Here is an 18,582-nt window from a genome sequence, read left to right as displayed (position 1 = left end):
GTGAAAACGTTACATCTTCTGCGCTAAAGGCCCATCTTTAGTGACCAGGCTAGACCAACCGGGACACGATCCTACGGTTAGCTTTGCGATCAATCTGGACGCTAAAAATATCTTAGCCACTGTTTCTTCTCCAAAATCCCAGATTACCTCGACAAGTGAACTCGCATCAAATGGTTCAAGATTCTCTTTGACAAACGCTGCAGGATTTAAAAATGGTAGATTGTCCCTTTTATGCCATTCAGGTTCGCTCGGAGTAGGAACGCTATTGTATAACCATATATCTCCAACTATTCTTTCCTCATTCAATAAGTATGCGTAACAAACCTTATCGTCATCTTCGATAAGCACCGCGAATTCTGGGTGATCGTTCGATATATATTTCGTTAAACTTCCCATTGAACACTGATTTAAAACAACGAAGTCTGCACTGTATCACTTCCCAACGGCGGCAATCCTTCCCAGTCAAATTGCTCGTAACGATGCTTTCCATCCGGGCGGTTTGGATATCCTCTCAACGTATACACCGGATAGTGCTTCAGCCTATCATTGGACATTTCAAACAGGAAAATTGGTGGCATATCATCCTCCTGAATATCCTCGATCCATTGTCGCTCGAGATCCTCTGGTAAGAACAAAGGCATCCGATGTTTATTGGGCCCATCATTATGGATATTGGCCATCACTTCATTGGCTGCTCGTGTAAGCATCCCAAAGGAACCTACGCGTTCCACTAGGCCATCCTCATCCACCGTCTCATGCCACTGGTACAAACCTGGTAAATAGAATAGATCTCTCCCTTCCGCACCAATAAAATAGGGTACTTTCTTTTTCCAGCCCTTCACCGCTCGATGCTCAAAGGTACCACTGACCGGGATAAGGCAACGTTGCTTACGCAAGCGATACCAATAGGATTTTTTATCTTCCAGAATACGTTCGCTACGTACATTGATCATATTGCGCCGGCGATCGGCCTGCAGCTTCGGATCTTCAATATAGGTAGGCAATACCCCCCACTCCATCTCGGTCAAGGCAAGCTGGCTGGAATCCTTATCCTTATACAGGATCGGATACTTGGGAAAGGTAATGGCCTGGACGTTTTCCAGATAGTCATAATTGTAATCCAATTGACGACGCTCATCCCGCAACTGCGGAAAGGTCTTTTTGATAATCTCAATATCGGTATGGAGGCTAATATCCCAGCACATAATGGTATCCTTTCTTCTTTGGCATTGATACGAATATACACAATTTGTGCTGTAAATAAGGATTGCCCCAAGGCAAGAAAATGATTGCTTTTTGGTTCGGACCGGATCTGATTACCGAAGAATCTCAATAGCAAATACTTTCTTTTGGGTCTGCCCATCGGTAATGTTTGCCACTACCCGACCATACTCTAGGGAGAATAAGATGTCGATGGGATTTTTACGCTGAAACCTGGTCTTGGTACGCAGGTAATTGATAATATTTTTCTCGTAGAGCTTGAGCATGCGCTTGTCCCAGTTCTCCTCCTTAATGCGATTGAGAAAAATCCGATAGCGTGCTCCTGTGGTTAACAGGCTTTCAATTTTATCGGCATCTTGCGGCAGCTGCAGGGCTCTTCCCTCCTTTGCCTCCAGTTGATGGGCATGCCGATCGGCGGCATCCTTATCATCATAAGGTGTGAACAGAAATCCTGTCTTTTCCTTAACATCGGGCCATTCAAAGCGCTGCAGTACAAAGTCGACATAGCCCGACTCGACAAGCTCGCGAAAGGAACTTTTGGTGACTTGTTCAAAGGGATTGTACAGCATAGGGCTAAGATAGGATTTATATCCTAATAGACCTTATCGCTCTCGATAAATACACTACCCGACAAATAGCACTCGGCAACGTTGGCCAGTACATAATCAATGTCAAGAATATTAGGACGAGCTGTACTCCCCTGCCCACAGTACAAGTAAGAGAAAATAAATCACTGTTTGTAAACGTTATATTACTTTAAAACTTATAAAAGAGTACCAATGCCATAGCGGTTCTCTTTGTAATATGAATTTTTCATCCTTAAAAATATAATATCATGAACGGAATCATATTTCAAGGAAAAAGTCTCAATGTTGGGTGTACAGCAAAATTTCTGTTCGAACCCGAAGTAAGTGTAGAAAATGTTCCGGCAATAGCAGCACTTAGCACTGGTGAAAAAGCATATGCTGAAATACTTAGAGATACGACAACGCTGATAACAGTACGAGTAGGTGAATATTTAAATGAAAAAGGAAAGAGTGCCAATGAAACGGCTTCGATGCTCGCCTATAATCATCATTTAAAATCATGGCAGATAACGAAGAACCTTAAAACAAAATAGCGTGTTTTATTTCCAGGAAGACTAAAATTTATTTTCGCATCCTCGCCATTATAATTCGCATACCAAGATTTACCATTTGGGGTTATATGTCGCAATTCTCACTCGATCCTTTTTTCTACCAATTTTGAAGGAGCATATTGAATACGAGTTCATCAAAGCTCCACCCTATTCCCCTTGCGGCAAGCGCTGTTAAACTATCTTGATCCATCCTATGTGCTCTTGATGGACTTCATCCTTAAAAATCGGATCAGTCGGGCTTCTGGAAAAATAGTTATTGCATAAAAAGTGAAAAGCATTAAATCGAAAATTCACACCTGTAAATCGCTAATAATATTAGTAATTTTGTTTTATGAAACTACTTGAAGTTCACTGAATACTGCAATTAGGTCATACTTATTCGGAAGTTCGTAAGGTTTCTAATGACAGCGTCAATTTTTATCATAAATTACTACATAAAAACCACTTTGTGAATCAATTAGAAATTTTCCGGCTCCATCATTAATATTGGTCCGCGGGAATGATGTTTGACTTAAAAAAAATCTTGATGATTTATCTTTGTTATAAATATTTTCATCATCCATATATTTTACGACACCGAATCCTTCCCTAGGATTACCTTCCCTAATATATTGAATATGTCTTAATCTAATTGCGATATTCTCTGGGATTATAATTGGTACTTTCAAATTTTTGTCAGCAAAAAACATTGCATACATATTGCTCACACCATTTTCAACTTGAATAACATTTTTTCCATAAAATGGCTTGATCGGGATCCGGAAATTAAATTTATTTTGAACCGTTTTATTCCCCAAAAGTGTTCTCATTTTATAAGAAATAGGGACGCCAGGCGTCGATGGCGAAAACTGAACACCTTTCTTGATCACCCCTATCAACTCGTCCAATGAAGCTAATTTCTTCACGACCGCTCCGCCAGTACCCATAAAGGCCATCTGTATCTGCGAATTTGCAATTATCTGCTTTTCTTCGCTGGTTAATTGTTTTGAACCGTCGATCAAACCTCCCATTACGGAGAATACTTTATCAAAGGTGGACTTTAAGACATTTGATTCAACACTGCTCTCGACCAATAAAATACCTTTGGCTCCATACACGACCGAGTTGATATATACAGGCGATACACCGCTGGCAACATTTAATTTATCATACAACTCTAGTCCCTCTTCAGGTATGCTCATATCCACGGAAAAATTCTTTTGTGTAAAAGTGGCCACTAGTCCTGAGTTACCGCTGATCTGTTCAGAAGAAGTGGATCCGCTACTTCCCGATTTAAAGAAAATGGCTTTTATATCAACATCAGCACCAAAAACAGTCTTAAGCTCATTAAAATATGTAAACTCTTCAATCTCATATTGAAATGCACTATTCTGCATTGAAGTCATCTTATTATTTTTCATTAATGTGCTGAAAAACTCGGTCGACGACATGACATCGGGCATGAAACTTCCTGTGACTGTTTTTGCAGGAAAGGAAACGGAGACCGACACCGGCTTTGCCTCATATTCTCCATTTCTTTCTGAAAGCGGTATAAAGGAAAGATCTTGGATACTATTACCTTGTATAATAGAGCCCAGATGAAACACATCCAATTTTCCCAACCAGTCAGGCGTCATAATGAATTCGTCGGCAACGCCTTTAATTGTAAAACCTACTTGACCAGGGTCATCCCATTGAGTGCGGTCTGTTACTTCAACTCGTCCAACTTTTCGACGGGGATTACTCCCCATTAAAGGAGATCCAGCTTTCTTTTTGGAATCTTGTTCGTTAAATATATTTTCTGAATGATTATTCAATATATTACTAGACCCCAAAATGGAAATCTCTGAGAAATTGGGCATCTGTAGATTGTTTCTAGGGTCAGTAGTGGAGTGATCCTTGTTACAGGAGGCAAAGAAAGCTGTAACCAAAAATATATACACAAATCTATTTATTGTATAATAATTATTCATTTTCCAATGCTTTAAAAAGTGAGAAATCTTTTAATTTGCGACAGCGAAATGAAATTGGATAACCGGGATTATCAGCGGAAAATGCACCGATATCTTTTACATAGTTGATAAATCCATTATAGCCATCAATCGTAACCGAAGAGCCACCACTTGATCCACCTACCAAAAAAAGACGAATCGTGGAGTTATTAATGATATTTATTTCCGTTGAAGAGAACGTTTCTTTGGTTTTTTTAAAAATCTTCTTTGTCAACTTTTCGAAAATTTTGGTCGTCTGCTCCATATTGTAATCCGTTTCGACCGCTAGAATGCCTTTCTGCCCATATGAAATGGAATTGATATAGACAGGATTCTCTCCTGAAGCTACTAGTCTATGCGCCGCAGCAGTATCAATCAACTCAGTCAATTTTGGTGATGACATGTCAACGGTAAAATTGACCAACTCAAAAGCAGAAACGAATCCATATTTTTTTGTTATTGTCGTCAGCTGATTTGTCAGGCTAGAACTCGTTTTGGAAAACAGACCTCTGGTATTTACTTTATAACCAAATTCCCTTGTAATTTCTTTATAATCATAAAATGGTCGATAATAATAAAGAAATGAGGCGATATCTGGATTACTCAATGTGGTTGACCTTAAGATATCTTGAACCGTTTGGCGATACGTAGACAAGCGTGGCGGATTAATGGTCGCAGACGGTGCTCCACTGATAGACGTACTGACTTTAATCGGTAATTTTGCATATGATCCTAGCGGATTAAATGTGGATTCGCTGAGAATATCGGTGCCGCTGAGAATTGCACCTAAATAAACAATTTCATAATTATTATCCATAACCAAAATGTCAGCAGCGGAAGTATTTGCATTATTTGCTTTTTTATTAAGCGACTTCGTTTCCTGTACAGTCAGTTTGGAATCATTATCCTTTTTGCAACCGACAAAAAGGATTGAAATCAAAAGGGCTATTTTAAATAGCCCTTTTGATGTATGGATGAAAGTTTTACTTTGTAACATCAATTTTAAATATTGATTTAAATATTCCAAAATTCTTAAGATTTCGCATGCGCATCGAGATTGGCCCACCATAAGATTGTGATGTTACATTCGCTCCCGCCAAAATTGCGTTTTTGAATGCTGCATATCCCTGGACTGTCTGTACATATGCTGACCCGGGACCAAATTTCATGTAGATCGTAATTTTGGCTTTATCTAATAGCTCTTTCTGCGCTGCAGTAAGGTGCGTATCCACACCCACAACGCCAATATTTACTCCCGCTTTAAAAGCAACATTAAAATCCTCGTAGTTCGCATCGGTCTCCGCTGTAAAAACACCTATCCGTCCGTAGGTGACCGAACTCACATAGGTGGGTGCGTATTCCGCCTGTAATGCATTTGCATCTGCAATGCTGATCAATTCAGTTTTCTTAGGCAATGACATATCGAGCGTAAAATTTTCTTGTACAAAACGGGCAATGACCCCTGTTCTCTTGGTGATTTTACTTTTACCCCCATTCACAGATGCTTTCACTATTTTCCCTATGTCGACGTTTGCCCCAAAGGTGTACTTCAATTCATTGTAATCTGTAAACTCACTTGAAGTATAAGAAAAACTATTAATCTGTGGCACATTTCCATTTTTTTTCAAAATGTTGCCGACAAATTCCCTTGTCTCGTCCAGGCTTGGATATTCAATTGTTCCAGAAACATTTGTACCCGGAATTGAAAGACTTGCTCTTATCGGTAAAGCATCATAATGCTCCCTGCCGAGTGGGTCGAACTGATAGGACCTAATGATATTTTTGCTATTGAATATTGCACCTGGATAGGCATAATCCTCCGTTTCTGATGAAATGGTTATATTATCAGACTCAACAAAATAGGTATTGCCAAGCCCATTTTGCCAGACGCTGTCTCTAATGATTCCTCCGGCCCGGAGTCTGCTCGAATTTCCTTTCTTAGTCAGGTCAATATTTGGATTTTCGATGATCTTCGTGTTTTGGAAAACTTTTAACAGGGAATCCTCGTTATTTCCGATTTCATTTTTTAGACTCGAGTTGTCTTTTTTACAGGAATAGAATCCCAATACCCCTGCCAGGAGTACAAGACTTAATTGACTACTTTTCATTTTAGTTTATATTATGTATTAAAATTTTATTTCTTTTGTAAACTGAAGGGTTTTGAAAGTTTCATCATTTAAATTGGATGACTCTAATTTATATAAAGCGGGAACTCCTATATGGGGATATTCGTAAGTCTTTGTTTCTGGGGAGCGAATTGCCAAGGCTAGATAAGCATCTATTTTTTCTACGGTGCTAGGCGCATTTCGTATCAGATCTAAATCCGAAGATTGATAGCCAATAAGGTAAAAATAAGCGTGTTGTTTGTTTAAAAGATTCTTATCGTCAGCACTTAAACTCTGCGGGTCTAAAGATAATTTAGAGATGATAGGCTTAATTTTTTCAGGGCCATCCACGACCATATAAGCACTTTTTCCATATTCTATTTCTGCTACCCTGACAATGTTGCCTCCAGTTAAATTCGCCGTAGGGAATAGTTTCTTGAAATCTTTTTCCTCTGCATGTGATTTGATATTAAATGTCGGTTTATAACTATAGTATAGCCAGCCCGTATTTTCCATCCTATTATAACGTGAATCAGGGATGGCGAACTTCGATTTTATATCCACATCTCCGCTAAAAACAAGACGTAGATTCTCAAATTGCTTAAAATGATAAATATAATCCTGATGGCCATAGTAATTTACCGGGCCCTTGTCAACAAACTTATCTTTTATAAATTGATCTAGATCCTGTCTGCTCGCAATTTTTTGATACGCGACGGGATTTGAATTATAACGATTAAATCGCACATAAGGAATATAGGAGGCAGACTGCGATTGATATTGGGTCAAATTAAATTCTGGAAAATCGTTTAAGGAAACAAATACATTAAAATAAGGTTGTTTTAAATAATTTTCAGAATCATACGAAAAAGCATAATCTGCTGCCTTCTTAAGCCTAAATCCGATAATTTCGTTCTTTTTTTCATTCCATAATGTATCGGATATCCAACGATTACTAAGCGCTGCCATTCTTTCAAAATCATAAACACTATAGTCTATCTTCTTACCTGTACTATCGACGATAGGTGGCTTAACTGGCATTGGACTTTTACTGCAAGATGCTGATCCTAAAACTATAAAACATGCCGCAGCAATTCTGGTATTTACAATAACCTTATTCGATATGATCTTTATCATTAATTTTAAAATTAAAAATCAAGCAAGTCAGCTTGCTATTATTTGAATACGTTTTCTTCTATCAAGCATTCTATTGAAAAGGAAGAACATATTTTAAAAAAAATACTAAAAACCACTATTACATACAGAAACTTGATTCACAAATTTAATTATAATTTTCTTTCAATGAAATGAAATATTCAATCCTACACTTTTGTGTAATAAATTTTTAAATAAAAAAAGGTTTATGTTAATTTTTTAAATATTCTATAACAAAAAGTTAACACAAAGCTGAAAACAGCTAATATATTGTTGACGAGGAAACCATATATGTATTCTATCTAACAATGAAAAATCATCAACTTTATTTGCAAGTAACCTGTGCAATAATAGAACACGCCAATACAATACCGATCTGCCAACGATCAGCTTCGATGAGGTGTATTTAGGCGGTATGTGGGAGATACCGAAAAGGGTGAGGTTTGAAATACAAAATCCCACGGATATAATATATTCTTTTTAAATTGTAGAGGAAATCGCTAAAAACAATGAAATCAGTTTTCACCTTTAATACTGGAGACTAGGCTGCTCTTGAAATTGGCAATATAGAAAAGACTGTCACACTCAACATTTCCTTTTTTCACGATTCGTTGAAAGAATTGGCACAATCTGCCATTGAATTAAGAACTAAAGTTGACAAATCAGTTGTTTTTATGGATGAACCTGGTGAGCATAAACTTATTCTGAAAAAAAATGGCACCAGTATTTCCTATGAACTCCGATGGTATAAAGCTTGGGCTAGTTGGAACCTCATAAGTGAAGATAATTTTGAGACCATACTTTCGGGAACTGCTACCCTGCCGAAATACATTAATTTGGTACGGGAGAACAGGTCGGCAATAATCTTGCGTCCTCTAAACAGTTAAACACGGGGAGCTCGCTAAAATGGAAATAGAAAACATTAGTTCAGCTTATAAAGCTGATGTCGTCAATATCGATGTCCCCTATAAAAACATTCAGGGCAACAATCTATTAAATAATGAAAGTGAATCACCAGCAGAATTTTTCGATTTGGTTTCGCCCCTTTTTCAAAAGTCGGGAGGTAACGGACTTATATGAATCGATCGTCACCGTTCTTCATTAGAGCAATAGCTTTAATCCAATAGAGATATTACGCCCCGGTAATGGAGCTAGATATTTGAGTATGGAATTTTGCGGACGTGCTTCAACATTCAGCAGATTATTTCCGGAAATAAAATAGACAAATTCATACTTTTTTAGATTCCCCTTGTAACCTAATTGACCAGATAGCAAGGAATAGGCCGGCATCGGTGGCTCAATATTGATATTTTTGCCTAAATAACGCTGTTTCAGATACCGGTCGAAATTGGCGTTCCCAAAAAACTTTTTATATTGAAGTAACGCGGATATTCCATATCTACTGGTCGGTAGGTTGGGCATATAATCTCCTTCGGCCCATTTGCGCATACTATCATCTGATGTATTTATATTTTTGACAAGATCGGCGAACGCATTTAATGCGAGATGACAACCGGCTGCCCACGCATAGGTATAACCTCCTTCCAACTCCCAACCCTGGATCTCGGTGTCTGAAGCACGCCATTCCTTAACCAAAAAACCACCAGAACGGGAAATGCCTGTATGAGCCAAATAGAGATAATTTTTAAAGAAGCTGCGGTAATGCGTCGCCGACAGTTTTAATCCAGCATATTTTATCCCTCCGGATAACTCATAGGAATTTGAGCTTTCCTTGTTAAGTCGATCATCTCCATTTTCTTCTACCAGGATCGCGAAATGGTCGTTCCCTGCATAAAGTTCATTGACCCCTGGTGCTCGTTCTGCGTGAGAAAATGTAGCCTGTAAATAGGCAATGTCAAAAATAGAATAGTTGATATCTCCCGAAAAGTGGTTTAAGCTAAAATCCCGAGCCAAAAGCTGTCCCCCGGCCATCCCCCGGCTCCGCTGGTAGGTAGGATCGCTCAAAGTACGTCGGGCAATCCAGTCATGCCGGTAGCCCATATGAAGGGTAACTGGATTAAATTCTATTTTCTGCAACGTAAAGATCCCTCCTTCCCAACTCAGATTATTGGGAATATACCGCCGATCCCCCTCGCCCTTTAAGGCTACAAATGAAAAATCAAATCCACTCGTCCCAGACCAAAAACGGGTAAACTGATTCGTTATCTCCGATCGAAGCGCATGACGCTCGCTATCAAACTTATTGACACGGTACCTGCCCAAGAGCTCCCGGTCGTCCGACAACTCACCTCTATAACTAAATTTAATCTCCGAGATCAACTGTGTGTTTGGCTTAAAAGCAGATTCTAACTGCCAGGCATAGGAATAAGTGCGTGTATTGATCGGCTCATATATGGGGGTCCAAACTGTGCTGTGGCTATGGACAGGCTTGTTGCGCTGTGCAAAACCAGGAATACCATAATAGCTTTCAAGAGCGTAAAGCCCTAGACCTACTCGAAAGTTGTCTCTGATATAGCTGGCTCCTGCATTGACAGCGCTTCTCTCGGCATGACTATTGGGCATCACTCCGCGTTTGACAGGTAGGTAATCTGTAATCCCATGAACGACTTCGGTGTACATTGGTGTGTTGGGATCCTGCCCAGCGATATATTTGTCATTTTGAGGATTTCGGACTTTTGCACCATTGATAAATGAATAATCTTCAAAGGTATACAGGTCGGCCTCCGATAAACCCCACTTTGGATTGCCCATGTTATCGAGCACAAACTGACTTAAATAGGGATATAGTGTCAGATTTCGAATCGTCTCGCGATCGACATTTACCTGTGCCATTGCAGCTGTCAAATGATCGATCTTAGGATCATAAGCAATAGCTGCCTTTGTGTTGCCCGGAATCTTAAGGTCTCCGTGCCTGAGCCTCATCGCGCCGATATGCCCCGCCCAGTATTTTCCAAGGTTTGCATTGAAGGCCAGCGACTGGCTATTGCCACTATTGGTTCCTAACTCCGCACTGGCCTGGCCTGCAATCTTCTGTGGCAGACGGGTCATAGGAATGGTGTTGTCTTTGAGATTGACCGCTCCACCAATCGCCTTTCCTCCGAATAATACAGTAGCAGCACCCTTGTAAAGTTCTATTTCGCGTAGATTGTCTATATCGAAATTGGGATTTAGGTTAGGACTGATTCCCGACAGATCATTGACCGAAAGACCATTGGAAAGAACACCTATCCTGCTACCACTTAGGCTGCGTATCATGGGCATACCAGAATTAGGACCGAAAGAAGCGTTTTGTATCCCTGAAATATGACTCAATGTTTCACCGAGCGTTTGCGCCTGAATACGATCTAGCTGATTTCGATCGAGCCTCTTCTTTTGCCCATGCCCCGGCACAAAGCCAGTTGCCTCTACGGTGGGAAGCGTATAGCTTCGCAACGTATCCACTGATGGTTTGCGCTGTGCATGCGCAATTTTTGCGCTAGTTAACATCACGAGAGATGCTAAAAAAACTTTATTCTGATACCGTAACATAGTATAACCTATTCCTGTTTGAACTGCAAAAATAAAAAAGATAATAGCAAATGCAATCATGTTGCATTAATAATTTACAATTACTACCTTCGTCAAAATTTTACATCATATGAAGTACATCAACACACCAATCGCTCTAGCTGCAGCGCTGACTCTGATGCTCGGTTCGGCATCATCCTGTAAAAAGGAAACAGCCGCTACTCCCACTGAAATCTCACTTTCGTTACCATCGCAGGTCAGTCTACGCTACGGCGAAACACAAGAAATTCATCTTCCGAAAGACCTAACTACAAGTACAGGACTGACATTCAGTTTTGACTTTTCCCAGACTGCAGACATCAATTTGAGCAACGGGAGTAAGCTCAGTGACAAACTGAATCAAGCAATCAAATACGATAGCGAAAAACAAAGCATACAGATTAACAGTGCCCTACTCTATCCAAACGGAGCCCAATCGAGCAGCGCACGCATTCCCGATGATTATAAAGTCACAGTGATAGCCAAAGAATCGCATGGCACAGTGGTAGGAAAAGAAAATTTTTCAGTCAAGATAACGGCTGGAACAATCGCTATCAAAGGCCTAAAAAGCGGCGGCGAGTTACCTTATTCGTATGTATTGTATGACGACCAATCTACTGATTTTGAAATAGATCCTCTAGGCCTATCGATTAATGGCGCTAGTTTCCACTTGGCAAAAAAGGATGGCCAGGAAAATATCGCTTCAATAGCAGATACACATATCAAGTTATCAAAAGATGCTGGCGATCCGGAAAAAAAAGCTGAAAGGTCGTTCGAACTGACTCCCGAACTTAGGAAAGATGGTTTTCCTGTCGCTTCAACGACTTTTAGAGTCATTCTGATTCCACAAATTAAGTTCTTGTTTGGACAATATTATCCCGATCTAAACCTGACAATCGACTTTAGTCTGATACACATCGGTCTTTCAAATGGTTATGTCTCTGCAGCACCAACACTATATCCCGAAAAATATAAATCTGCATTTGAACTGGTTTCAATACAAAAAGATGGACTGCCATTTACAGATAGCGAAAACCTGTTTAGCGTAAATGCCCAAACAGGTACAGTTTCCGTGAAAAAAAGTGATCGTTTGAAAGCTGGTAGCTATAAGGTATCCATAAAGGCACTGACGACCACAGGGCTTGAATTTACGGCTAACCTCACTTTAGCAATGTCTGAAGGATAACCGAAATACCCTGGTTACAGTGATTCTTCCATCGCATGATAAGAGGAATCAAAAAGACCTTTCCGCAATAGCGGAAAGGTCTTTTTAATAATCTCAATTTCGAAATGGAGGTTAATATTGCTTACCCCGAAAAGACAATTAAATTAAATTCCAGCTTCTTTATCAGTAAAAAGCTGTACTTCTGCTTTCTTTTCAATTAACTGTAGCGGATATAGTTCAGGATTATATACACCATTAAGAACCTCGTTCAAAGCGTTTTTCTTGGATTTACCGAATGTAACAATCAGAATATTTTCAGCTTTATTGATGATAGGTTCAGTCAACGTAATCCTAAACATTTCCTGCGGCTTTAGATAGTAGGCATCAACCCATTTTTCCTTTTCCTGTAAAATCTTTTCACCTGGAAACAGAGAAGCTGTGTGGCCATCATCGCCCATTCCTAAAAGGATGAAATCAAAAACACCGTCAGCTCCCAAAACATTTCTAATTTGCGCTTCGTATTCTTTAGCGTAATTTTCAGGCTCAATTCCCTCTTTATACATGGGGAAAATCTGATTTTTATTGACTGGAACTTTATTCAAAAGTACTTCCAAAGTCATCTTAAAATTACTTTTCTCATCTTCAAGAGAAACCCATCTTTCATCTACCCAAAAAAAATGGATTTTCTCCCAAATTATTTTATCGGCATATTCAGGAGTAGCTAATAAACTAAAAATAGCTTTCGGTGAAGAGCCACCACTTAACGCAACCACAAATTTATCATGCTTCTGGATTGCTTTTTTCGAAAGCTCAACAAATGTATCTGCTGCTTCTTTATATAAAGCATCCAGATTATCAAATATCGTAATATTCATTTTCTTTTAATTAGATTTTAAACCCACTGATGTCCCTGCCGCTCTACCAGTGCATCACTGTCATCAGGTCCCCAGTTTCCTGAAGCATAATTTGGGAAAGAGGGGTCTTTGGTTTTTTCCCAGGTTTCCTGAATTGTTTTTATCACATCCCAAGCTTCTTCTACCTGATCGGAGCGCATAAACAGTGTAAGGTCTCCGACAAGTGCTTCCAATAAAAGAGTTTCATAAGCTTCGGGAGTATCGGTCTGACAGGCAAAATTATCGAAAATCATTTCCACAGGTTTAAGCGCTAAGGACAAGCCTGGTTTTTTAGACATAAACTGCAATCTGATGTCCATTTGTGGCTGGATATTAATAATCAATCGGTTAGCCGACAGAAGCGAGGTGCTTTCTGAAAACATAGAATTGGGAAGTGGCTTAAACTGAATCGTTATATAAGAATGCTTTTCTTTCATCTTCTTCCCGGTACGAACATAAAAAGGAACATCTTCCCATCTTTCATTATCCAGATAAAACTTGATAGCGACAAATGTTTCGGTATTGGAATCAGGAGCAATTCCCTCCTCCTGGCGATAGCCATTTACTTTTAGCCCATTTACTTTGCCTCGTCCGTACTGTCCTCTTACCGCATAATGATCTACTTTTTCAGGAGAAATCCTACGGATGGATTTTAAAACATCAACTTTACGGTCCCTGATCTCACCCGATCCAAGTGAAGCCGGAGGTTCCATAGCAACCATACAAAGAATTTGCAAAAGATGGTTCTGAATCATATCGCGCAAAGCTCCTGTCTGCTCATAAAAACTGGCTCTTGTTTCCACTCCTACTTCTTCGGCAACCGTGATCTGCACCGATTCTATATGTCTGTGGTTCCAAAGAGGTTCAAAAATTGAATTTCCGAACCTGAATGCCAAAATATTCTGTACTGTTTCTTTACCTAAATAATGATCAATACGATAAATCTGTTCTTCCTGGAAAGTTTGTGAAAGAAGATTATTTAGCTCAATGGCAGATTCTTTATTGTGACCAAAAGGTTTTTCGATAATAATTCGATCTGTTGCAGGATCAGATGCTATTGATGTATTTTTAAGATGATTTGAAATTACAGATACAAAGTTTGGTGCAATCGACAAATAGAAAAGTCTGTTTCCTCTCATTCCGTACACCTTATCAAAATTCTCCAGTTTCTGATATAAATTCTGATAAGAGCTTTCTTCATCAAGCTGATGCTGAAAATAGCTGATGTGAGCCTGAAAACCAGCCCAATCTTCCTTGGTTACGGTCTTCCTGGAAAAACTCTCCAGATTTTCTTTAATATAAGCGCTGAATTTTTCATCCGTATTTTCGGCTCTTCCTAAAGCTAGAATATTAAAACCTTTGGGCATTCTGCCATCGATGTATAAATTGTAGAAGGCTGGAAAAAGCTTTCTTTTTGCCAAATCCCCTGTTGCACCAAAAATAACGATCGTTGTTGGATGCAGGATTGTATTGTCACTCATTGTTAGGATCTAGTTATTTGGGGTTTGCCATGAAGTATGAAAGACTCCTTCTCTGTCCGTTCTTTGGTAAGTGTGCGCACCAAAATAATCACGCTGAGCCTGAAGCAGGTTTACAGGTAAAGATGCTGTGGTGTAAGCTTCGAAATACCCTAGAGCCGACTGAATTCCTAAACTTGGAATTCCGTTTGATACAGCAAAAGCAGCTGTTTTTCTTAATGACGGAATTTTATCTTTTACAATTTCTGAAATTTCCTGATCCAATAAAATATTAGATAAGTTCTCGTATTTTGAATAAGCCAGATAAAATTTCTCCAATAAAACAGAACGGATGATACACCCACCTCTCCAGATTTTAACAACATCTTTTAACGGAATTTCAAACTGATATTCTTCAGAAGCTTTTACCAATAATGCCAAACCTTGAGCATAACTGATTAAAGTAGATAAATACAAAGCATCCCCCACCTCTTTGATAAACAATTCTGTATTTTCTGGAGTTTTTACTTCTTCTTTAGCATATAATTGAGAAGCTTTTGCTCGCTCATCTTTGTAAGCGGATAAAATTCTTGATGTTACGGCAATATCGATGGTTGGAATAGAAACCCCAATTTCCATAGCCTCCTGGGAGGTCCATTTTCCGGTTCCTTTTGCTCCTGCTTTATCTAAAATCTTGTCGACAAGAAAACCGTCTGTTACATCATCTTTTTGCTGGAAGATATCTCTTGTTATTTCAATAAGGAAAGAATTCATCTCGCCTTCATTCCATCTTTTGAAAACTTCATACAATTGTTCATTCGTAAGATTAGCTCCTTTTCTCAGTAAATCATATGCTTCACTGATTAATTGCATGATGGCATATTCAATACCGTTGTGAACCATTTTAACATAATTCCCAGCAGCTCCTTTCCCCATATAAGCGGTGCAGGGCTCCCCCTTTACTTTTGCTGAAATAACTTCCAGCATAGGCTTCACCAAATTGAAAACTTCCAAATCTCCCCCTGGCATAATACTCGGTCCTCTTCTGGCGCCCTGCTCTCCTCCAGAAACTCCCATTCCCATAAAATGAAGGTTTTTAGAAGCTAAATCGGCTATACGTCTCTCGGTATCTTTGAAATAAGAATTTCCCGCATCAACGACAATATCTTTTGGACTCAGCAGCGGGGTTATGCTTTCAAGAACAGCATCAACCGGTTTGCCTGCTGGTACCATCAAAATAACTTTTCGCGGACTTTCTAAATTCAATACAAATTCCTCTAGTGAAACAGTTCCAACAACCTGTGTACCTGAAGCCACTCCTTTACGAAGTTCGATTACCTTTTCTTCATCTAAATCGAATCCTACGACAGAAAAACCATTATCGGCAATGTTGTAAAGCAGATTTCTTCCCATTACACCCAGACCAATGACCCCGTAATTATACTTTTCCATTCTTACTTAAAGTTTATGTTATAAATTCAAAATTACTGAAATGCATGTCAGTAAAAAAATTATCTAAAATTTTCTTTCCATTGTGACATTTTTATCATCAACTGGAAAATGTCATTAATCAATACGGTGATAAGGGCATCGTTCAACATATAAACTATCGAGGTCCAAATTCTCTAATTTTAATTTTACTTTTGGCTATATGTAAATACATGCTAATCAGTAAACTCTTTCTTTTTCTTTCGGATGTAGTCAACCAGAATTTTTTGCAAGTTTTTAGCGTCATTAAGTTTGTAGAACTCCTCGTCAAATTTGTTTAGCGGATTGTTTTCATAAGATTTACTAAAACCTTCTACCGTACCATCCTGATCTTCGGTTATTTTCGATTTCTCCTTTTCAAATGTGCTGTTTGCCCGCTCGGTCAGATCAGCAAATTGAGTAGCGCCAACTAATTTCAGCGCTTCTGGCAACGCAGCAGCAAATTGACCGCTTGAATTAAAATAAAACTGGTTATAACCACCATTATTTACTTCTCCTTCTAATTGGCTGATCATATAAATTGCTTGTCTGGATTTGTTCCAGGACAAGACGATTTCATATTCTTTGTCATATGCCGGCGATAACTTACGAAAGAGGTTATCATAAACGACTTCCAATAACATGTCATCCGAAGTCGTATCAATAATCTGCTCGGTTAATGGATTCTGAATTGATGGCTTATTATTATTATTTTGCTTAGTATGTCCAGAACAGCCAAATAAATTTAAAATAATTATTATAATTCCAATGGTAATAGTTGGTGTTCGCATTGATTTTATCATCTTTAAATCTTTTTAGTATTCAAATATATACATTGATTTGCAAACAATTTCCTCAGTGGTATAGTTATAAAATGGTTCGACATCCTCTGTATGCACTTTTCAATTGGATTTTCTTTTACAATGAAGTACATTGCAGAAACATTAATGCGACTAAAGAATTATTTTGTAAAATTGGCTAAGTTAATTCTCTTTAAAACAATTTAATATGAAAAATTATATCATTACCGGAATATTTTTGCTTCTGTTCACAAATTTGGCGTTTCCACAATATTTCACCCTAGCTCCAACAGGTTTCGTTTCTAAAGAGAATCTAGATTATACCGTAGTAGAAGTTCCTGGCGTTAAACAGCAAGAACTTTACAATAATGTATTAAAGTCGATCAATAGCTTGTATTCCAATCCCAAAGAAGGCCTGACTTTGGTTCCCGGGCAGGCGATAACTTTAGCAGCTTACCAACAAAGAGGACTTAAAACATCGGGTATTGCTTACTATGATGTCGATTATACCTTGTCTTTTTTGTTTAAAGATGGAAAAATAAAAATCAATAGTCCAACTTTCAGTGCTCAAATTATGAATTACAACGGTACTTGGAATAAAATGAACGTGAAAAAATTTTATTTCAAAGGCAACGGTAGCCCCAAAAATGAGAAAAAACATCAATTCTTAAACGCGTACTTTAATGGGCTGATCAAATCCATTCTTGAAAAATCAACCAATATTGATAATTGGTAATATCGATGTATTTCTTCTCTTCCTGACAATAAACTTGCGAGCTTTCATCCCATTTTTCCAGTTTTAATTCTAGAAATAATATCATTCAACGCCTTTAAAAGACATAATAACGCCAGAATATTTATCGTGATCTGCACCAATATAAGATAAATCAATACCGGATAAATTTTTATTGTTCACAGCTTCTTTAAATAGCGTATAATTCATTTTTTCGATCTTATTATTCCAATCTTCATCCGATGTTGGCTTAATTGATTCCAAATCTTTCATTTCAAACATCGCACGATCCGATATTTTTTTAGACCGTTGGACAAAGATTGTATCTCCTTCTATCTTTAGAATCTTAACCCAACCTGCTGGTAAACCTTGGATGTTATTTCCTTCAGCATCGGTAAAGAAACTTGCACCATATAGTTGTCCTGCCTGTAATTGTTGAGCCGACTTAGCAAGACTTTCTTTTTCATTCCGATATTTCTTGCCATCCATGTTCAGTTTAATACCGTAAATAATAGAGCCGATAATTGCTATCGATGCTATAATCAAATACCCTTTCCAAAGTTTGAAATAGGGAATTTCTAGTGTCTTCTTAAATTTCTTTACCTCTTCTTTTATTTCAGGCGAATAATTTCTTGCGTGGATGACCTGCCCGTACTGATTGACTAAACGAGACATTTTTACCAGACCTCCTCCAACCGGAAACCCTAAAAATTTGGTCGCAGGTGTAATGATACTAAGATTGAAATTCTGCGGTATGGTCTCATTTTTTAATGTTGCAGTGATATTTTTACTTCCTAAAACGTACTCGTAACGTGTATAAATGAACAGCATAAATGGAATGAATTATAAATATTAACGGTTCGAAATTAAGAAAAAATTCCTCCTGTAACAATCCTGTGTCAATTAACTAATTAGTACAGAAACAGATAAATTTATTTGATATCCTACGCGTGCCTTGTTCTAAATACAAA

Annotated in this window: 17 protein-coding genes; 4 read left to right on the top strand and 13 right to left on the bottom strand. The window is 38.4% G+C overall.

Annotation, left to right across the window (positions count from 1 at the left end; all coding sequences use genetic code 11):
- Positions 1-9 precede the first annotated feature (9 nt).
- The 3 genes from B3600_RS23220 to B3600_RS23210 form a co-directional block, all read right to left on the bottom strand.
- Positions 10-396, bottom strand: a complete 387-nt coding sequence (locus B3600_RS23220) for a hypothetical protein (protein WP_286754563.1) — start codon at positions 394-396, stop codon at positions 10-12.
- A gap of 11 nt (positions 397-407) precedes the next feature.
- Positions 408-1,205: an SOS response-associated peptidase gene (locus B3600_RS23215; RefSeq protein ID WP_286754562.1), complete on the bottom strand. Its 798-nt coding sequence runs from the start codon at positions 1,203-1,205 to the stop codon at positions 408-410.
- Between the two features lie 111 nt (positions 1,206-1,316).
- The gene (locus B3600_RS23210; protein WP_286754561.1) at positions 1,317-1,790 is read right to left on the bottom strand and encodes a hypothetical protein; all 474 of its coding nucleotides are present in this window, start codon (positions 1,788-1,790) and stop codon (positions 1,317-1,319) included.
- Positions 1,791-2,056: 266 nt separating this feature from the next.
- On the opposite strand from B3600_RS23210, the gene B3600_RS23205 reads away from it, so the two are divergent.
- Positions 2,057-2,341 (top strand): hypothetical protein, encoded by a 285-nt coding sequence (locus tag B3600_RS23205; RefSeq protein ID WP_286754560.1) that lies wholly within the window; start codon positions 2,057-2,059, stop codon positions 2,339-2,341.
- Between the two features lie 428 nt (positions 2,342-2,769).
- On the opposite strand, the gene B3600_RS23200 is transcribed toward B3600_RS23205, so the two are convergent.
- The 4 genes from B3600_RS23200 to B3600_RS23185 are packed head-to-tail and all read right to left on the bottom strand — an operon-like array spanning position 2,770 to position 7,571.
- Entirely contained in the window at positions 2,770-4,311 is a 1,542-nt protein-coding gene (locus tag B3600_RS23200; protein WP_286754559.1) for a thiol-activated cytolysin family protein, read from the bottom strand.
- A complete protein-coding gene (locus B3600_RS23195; RefSeq protein WP_286754558.1) occupies positions 4,304-5,326 on the bottom strand; it encodes a thiol-activated cytolysin family protein in 1,023 nt (340 codons plus the stop codon). Before B3600_RS23195 ends, B3600_RS23200 begins: the two co-directional genes overlap by 8 nt.
- Complete coding sequence (locus B3600_RS23190; RefSeq protein ID WP_286754557.1) at positions 5,313-6,437, bottom strand: thiol-activated cytolysin family protein; 1,125 nt, start codon at positions 6,435-6,437, stop codon at positions 5,313-5,315. The genes B3600_RS23195 and B3600_RS23190 overlap by 14 nt, the downstream gene beginning before the upstream one ends.
- A gap of 18 nt (positions 6,438-6,455) precedes the next feature.
- Entirely contained in the window at positions 6,456-7,571 is a 1,116-nt protein-coding gene (locus B3600_RS23185; protein WP_286754556.1) for a hypothetical protein, read from the bottom strand.
- Between the two features lie 629 nt (positions 7,572-8,200).
- Between B3600_RS23185 and B3600_RS23180 the strand changes: the two genes are divergently transcribed.
- Positions 8,201-8,476, top strand: a complete 276-nt coding sequence (locus B3600_RS23180) for a hypothetical protein (RefSeq protein ID WP_286754555.1) — start codon at positions 8,201-8,203, stop codon at positions 8,474-8,476.
- 214 nt (positions 8,477-8,690) lie between these two features.
- Here B3600_RS23180 and B3600_RS23175 read toward each other — a convergent pair whose 3' ends face one another.
- A complete protein-coding gene (locus B3600_RS23175; RefSeq protein WP_286754554.1) occupies positions 8,691-11,036 on the bottom strand; it encodes a TonB-dependent receptor in 2,346 nt (781 codons plus the stop codon).
- 151 nt (positions 11,037-11,187) lie between these two features.
- Between B3600_RS23175 and B3600_RS23170 the strand changes: the two genes are divergently transcribed.
- Positions 11,188-12,282: a hypothetical protein gene (locus tag B3600_RS23170; protein WP_286754553.1), complete on the top strand. Its 1,095-nt coding sequence runs from the start codon at positions 11,188-11,190 to the stop codon at positions 12,280-12,282.
- A gap of 143 nt (positions 12,283-12,425) precedes the next feature.
- Here B3600_RS23170 and pgl read toward each other — a convergent pair whose 3' ends face one another.
- From pgl to B3600_RS23150, 4 genes are all read right to left on the bottom strand, one after another.
- A complete protein-coding gene (gene pgl / locus B3600_RS23165; protein WP_286754552.1) occupies positions 12,426-13,136 on the bottom strand; it encodes a 6-phosphogluconolactonase in 711 nt (236 codons plus the stop codon).
- Between the two features lie 17 nt (positions 13,137-13,153).
- Entirely contained in the window at positions 13,154-14,635 is a 1,482-nt protein-coding gene (gene zwf, locus B3600_RS23160) for a glucose-6-phosphate dehydrogenase (protein WP_070566428.1), read from the bottom strand.
- A gap of 9 nt (positions 14,636-14,644) precedes the next feature.
- A complete protein-coding gene (gene gndA / locus B3600_RS23155) occupies positions 14,645-16,063 on the bottom strand; it encodes an NADP-dependent phosphogluconate dehydrogenase (RefSeq protein ID WP_286754551.1) in 1,419 nt (472 codons plus the stop codon).
- A 212-nt stretch (positions 16,064-16,275) separates the two neighbouring features.
- Complete coding sequence (locus B3600_RS23150) at positions 16,276-16,881, bottom strand: DMP19 family protein (protein ID WP_286754550.1); 606 nt, start codon at positions 16,879-16,881, stop codon at positions 16,276-16,278.
- 205 nt (positions 16,882-17,086) lie between these two features.
- Between B3600_RS23150 and B3600_RS23145 the strand changes: the two genes are divergently transcribed.
- On the top strand, positions 17,087-17,614 hold the full coding sequence (locus B3600_RS23145; RefSeq protein ID WP_286754549.1) for a hypothetical protein: 528 nt from the start codon (positions 17,087-17,089) through the stop codon (positions 17,612-17,614).
- Between the two features lie 81 nt (positions 17,615-17,695).
- Here the strand turns inward: B3600_RS23145 and B3600_RS23140 are convergent, their stop codons facing one another.
- On the bottom strand, positions 17,696-18,442 hold the full coding sequence (locus tag B3600_RS23140; protein WP_286754548.1) for a hypothetical protein: 747 nt from the start codon (positions 18,440-18,442) through the stop codon (positions 17,696-17,698).
- Positions 18,443-18,582: the final 140 nt, after the last annotated feature.

The sequence above is a fragment of the Sphingobacterium sp. UBA2480 genome, from assembly GCF_002341965.1.
Taxonomy (GTDB): Bacteria; Bacteroidota; Bacteroidia; order Sphingobacteriales; family Sphingobacteriaceae; genus Sphingobacterium; species Sphingobacterium multivorum.
The sequence above is the reverse complement of the archived record's forward strand: the minus strand, read 5'-3'. Positions and strand labels throughout refer to the sequence as shown.

Coding starts and splice junctions, on each gene's coding strand:
- B3600_RS23220 (WP_286754563.1), bottom strand. CDS start 396: ATGGGAAGTTTAACGAAATATATATCGAACGATCACCCAGAATTCGCG.
- B3600_RS23215 (WP_286754562.1), bottom strand. CDS start 1,205: ATGTGCTGGGATATTAGCCTCCATACCGATATTGAGATTATCAAAAAG.
- B3600_RS23210 (WP_286754561.1), bottom strand. CDS start 1,790: ATGCTGTACAATCCCTTTGAACAAGTCACCAAAAGTTCCTTTCGCGAG.
- B3600_RS23205 (WP_286754560.1), top strand. CDS start 2,057: ATGAACGGAATCATATTTCAAGGAAAAAGTCTCAATGTTGGGTGTACA.
- B3600_RS23200 (WP_286754559.1), bottom strand. CDS start 4,311: ATGAATAATTATTATACAATAAATAGATTTGTGTATATATTTTTGGTT.
- B3600_RS23195 (WP_286754558.1), bottom strand. CDS start 5,326: ATGTTACAAAGTAAAACTTTCATCCATACATCAAAAGGGCTATTTAAA.
- B3600_RS23190 (WP_286754557.1), bottom strand. CDS start 6,437: ATGAAAAGTAGTCAATTAAGTCTTGTACTCCTGGCAGGGGTATTGGGA.
- B3600_RS23185 (WP_286754556.1), bottom strand. CDS start 7,571: ATGATAAAGATCATATCGAATAAGGTTATTGTAAATACCAGAATTGCT.
- B3600_RS23175 (WP_286754554.1), bottom strand. CDS start 11,036: ATGTTAACTAGCGCAAAAATTGCGCATGCACAGCGCAAACCATCAGTG.
- B3600_RS23170 (WP_286754553.1), top strand. CDS start 11,188: ATGAAGTACATCAACACACCAATCGCTCTAGCTGCAGCGCTGACTCTG.
- pgl (WP_286754552.1), bottom strand. CDS start 13,136: ATGAATATTACGATATTTGATAATCTGGATGCTTTATATAAAGAAGCA.
- zwf (WP_070566428.1), bottom strand. CDS start 14,635: ATGAGTGACAATACAATCCTGCATCCAACAACGATCGTTATTTTTGGT.
- gndA (WP_286754551.1), bottom strand. CDS start 16,063: ATGGAAAAGTATAATTACGGGGTCATTGGTCTGGGTGTAATGGGAAGA.
- B3600_RS23150 (WP_286754550.1), bottom strand. CDS start 16,881: ATGATAAAATCAATGCGAACACCAACTATTACCATTGGAATTATAATA.
- B3600_RS23145 (WP_286754549.1), top strand. CDS start 17,087: ATGAAAAATTATATCATTACCGGAATATTTTTGCTTCTGTTCACAAAT.
- B3600_RS23140 (WP_286754548.1), bottom strand. CDS start 18,442: ATGCTGTTCATTTATACACGTTACGAGTACGTTTTAGGAAGTAAAAAT.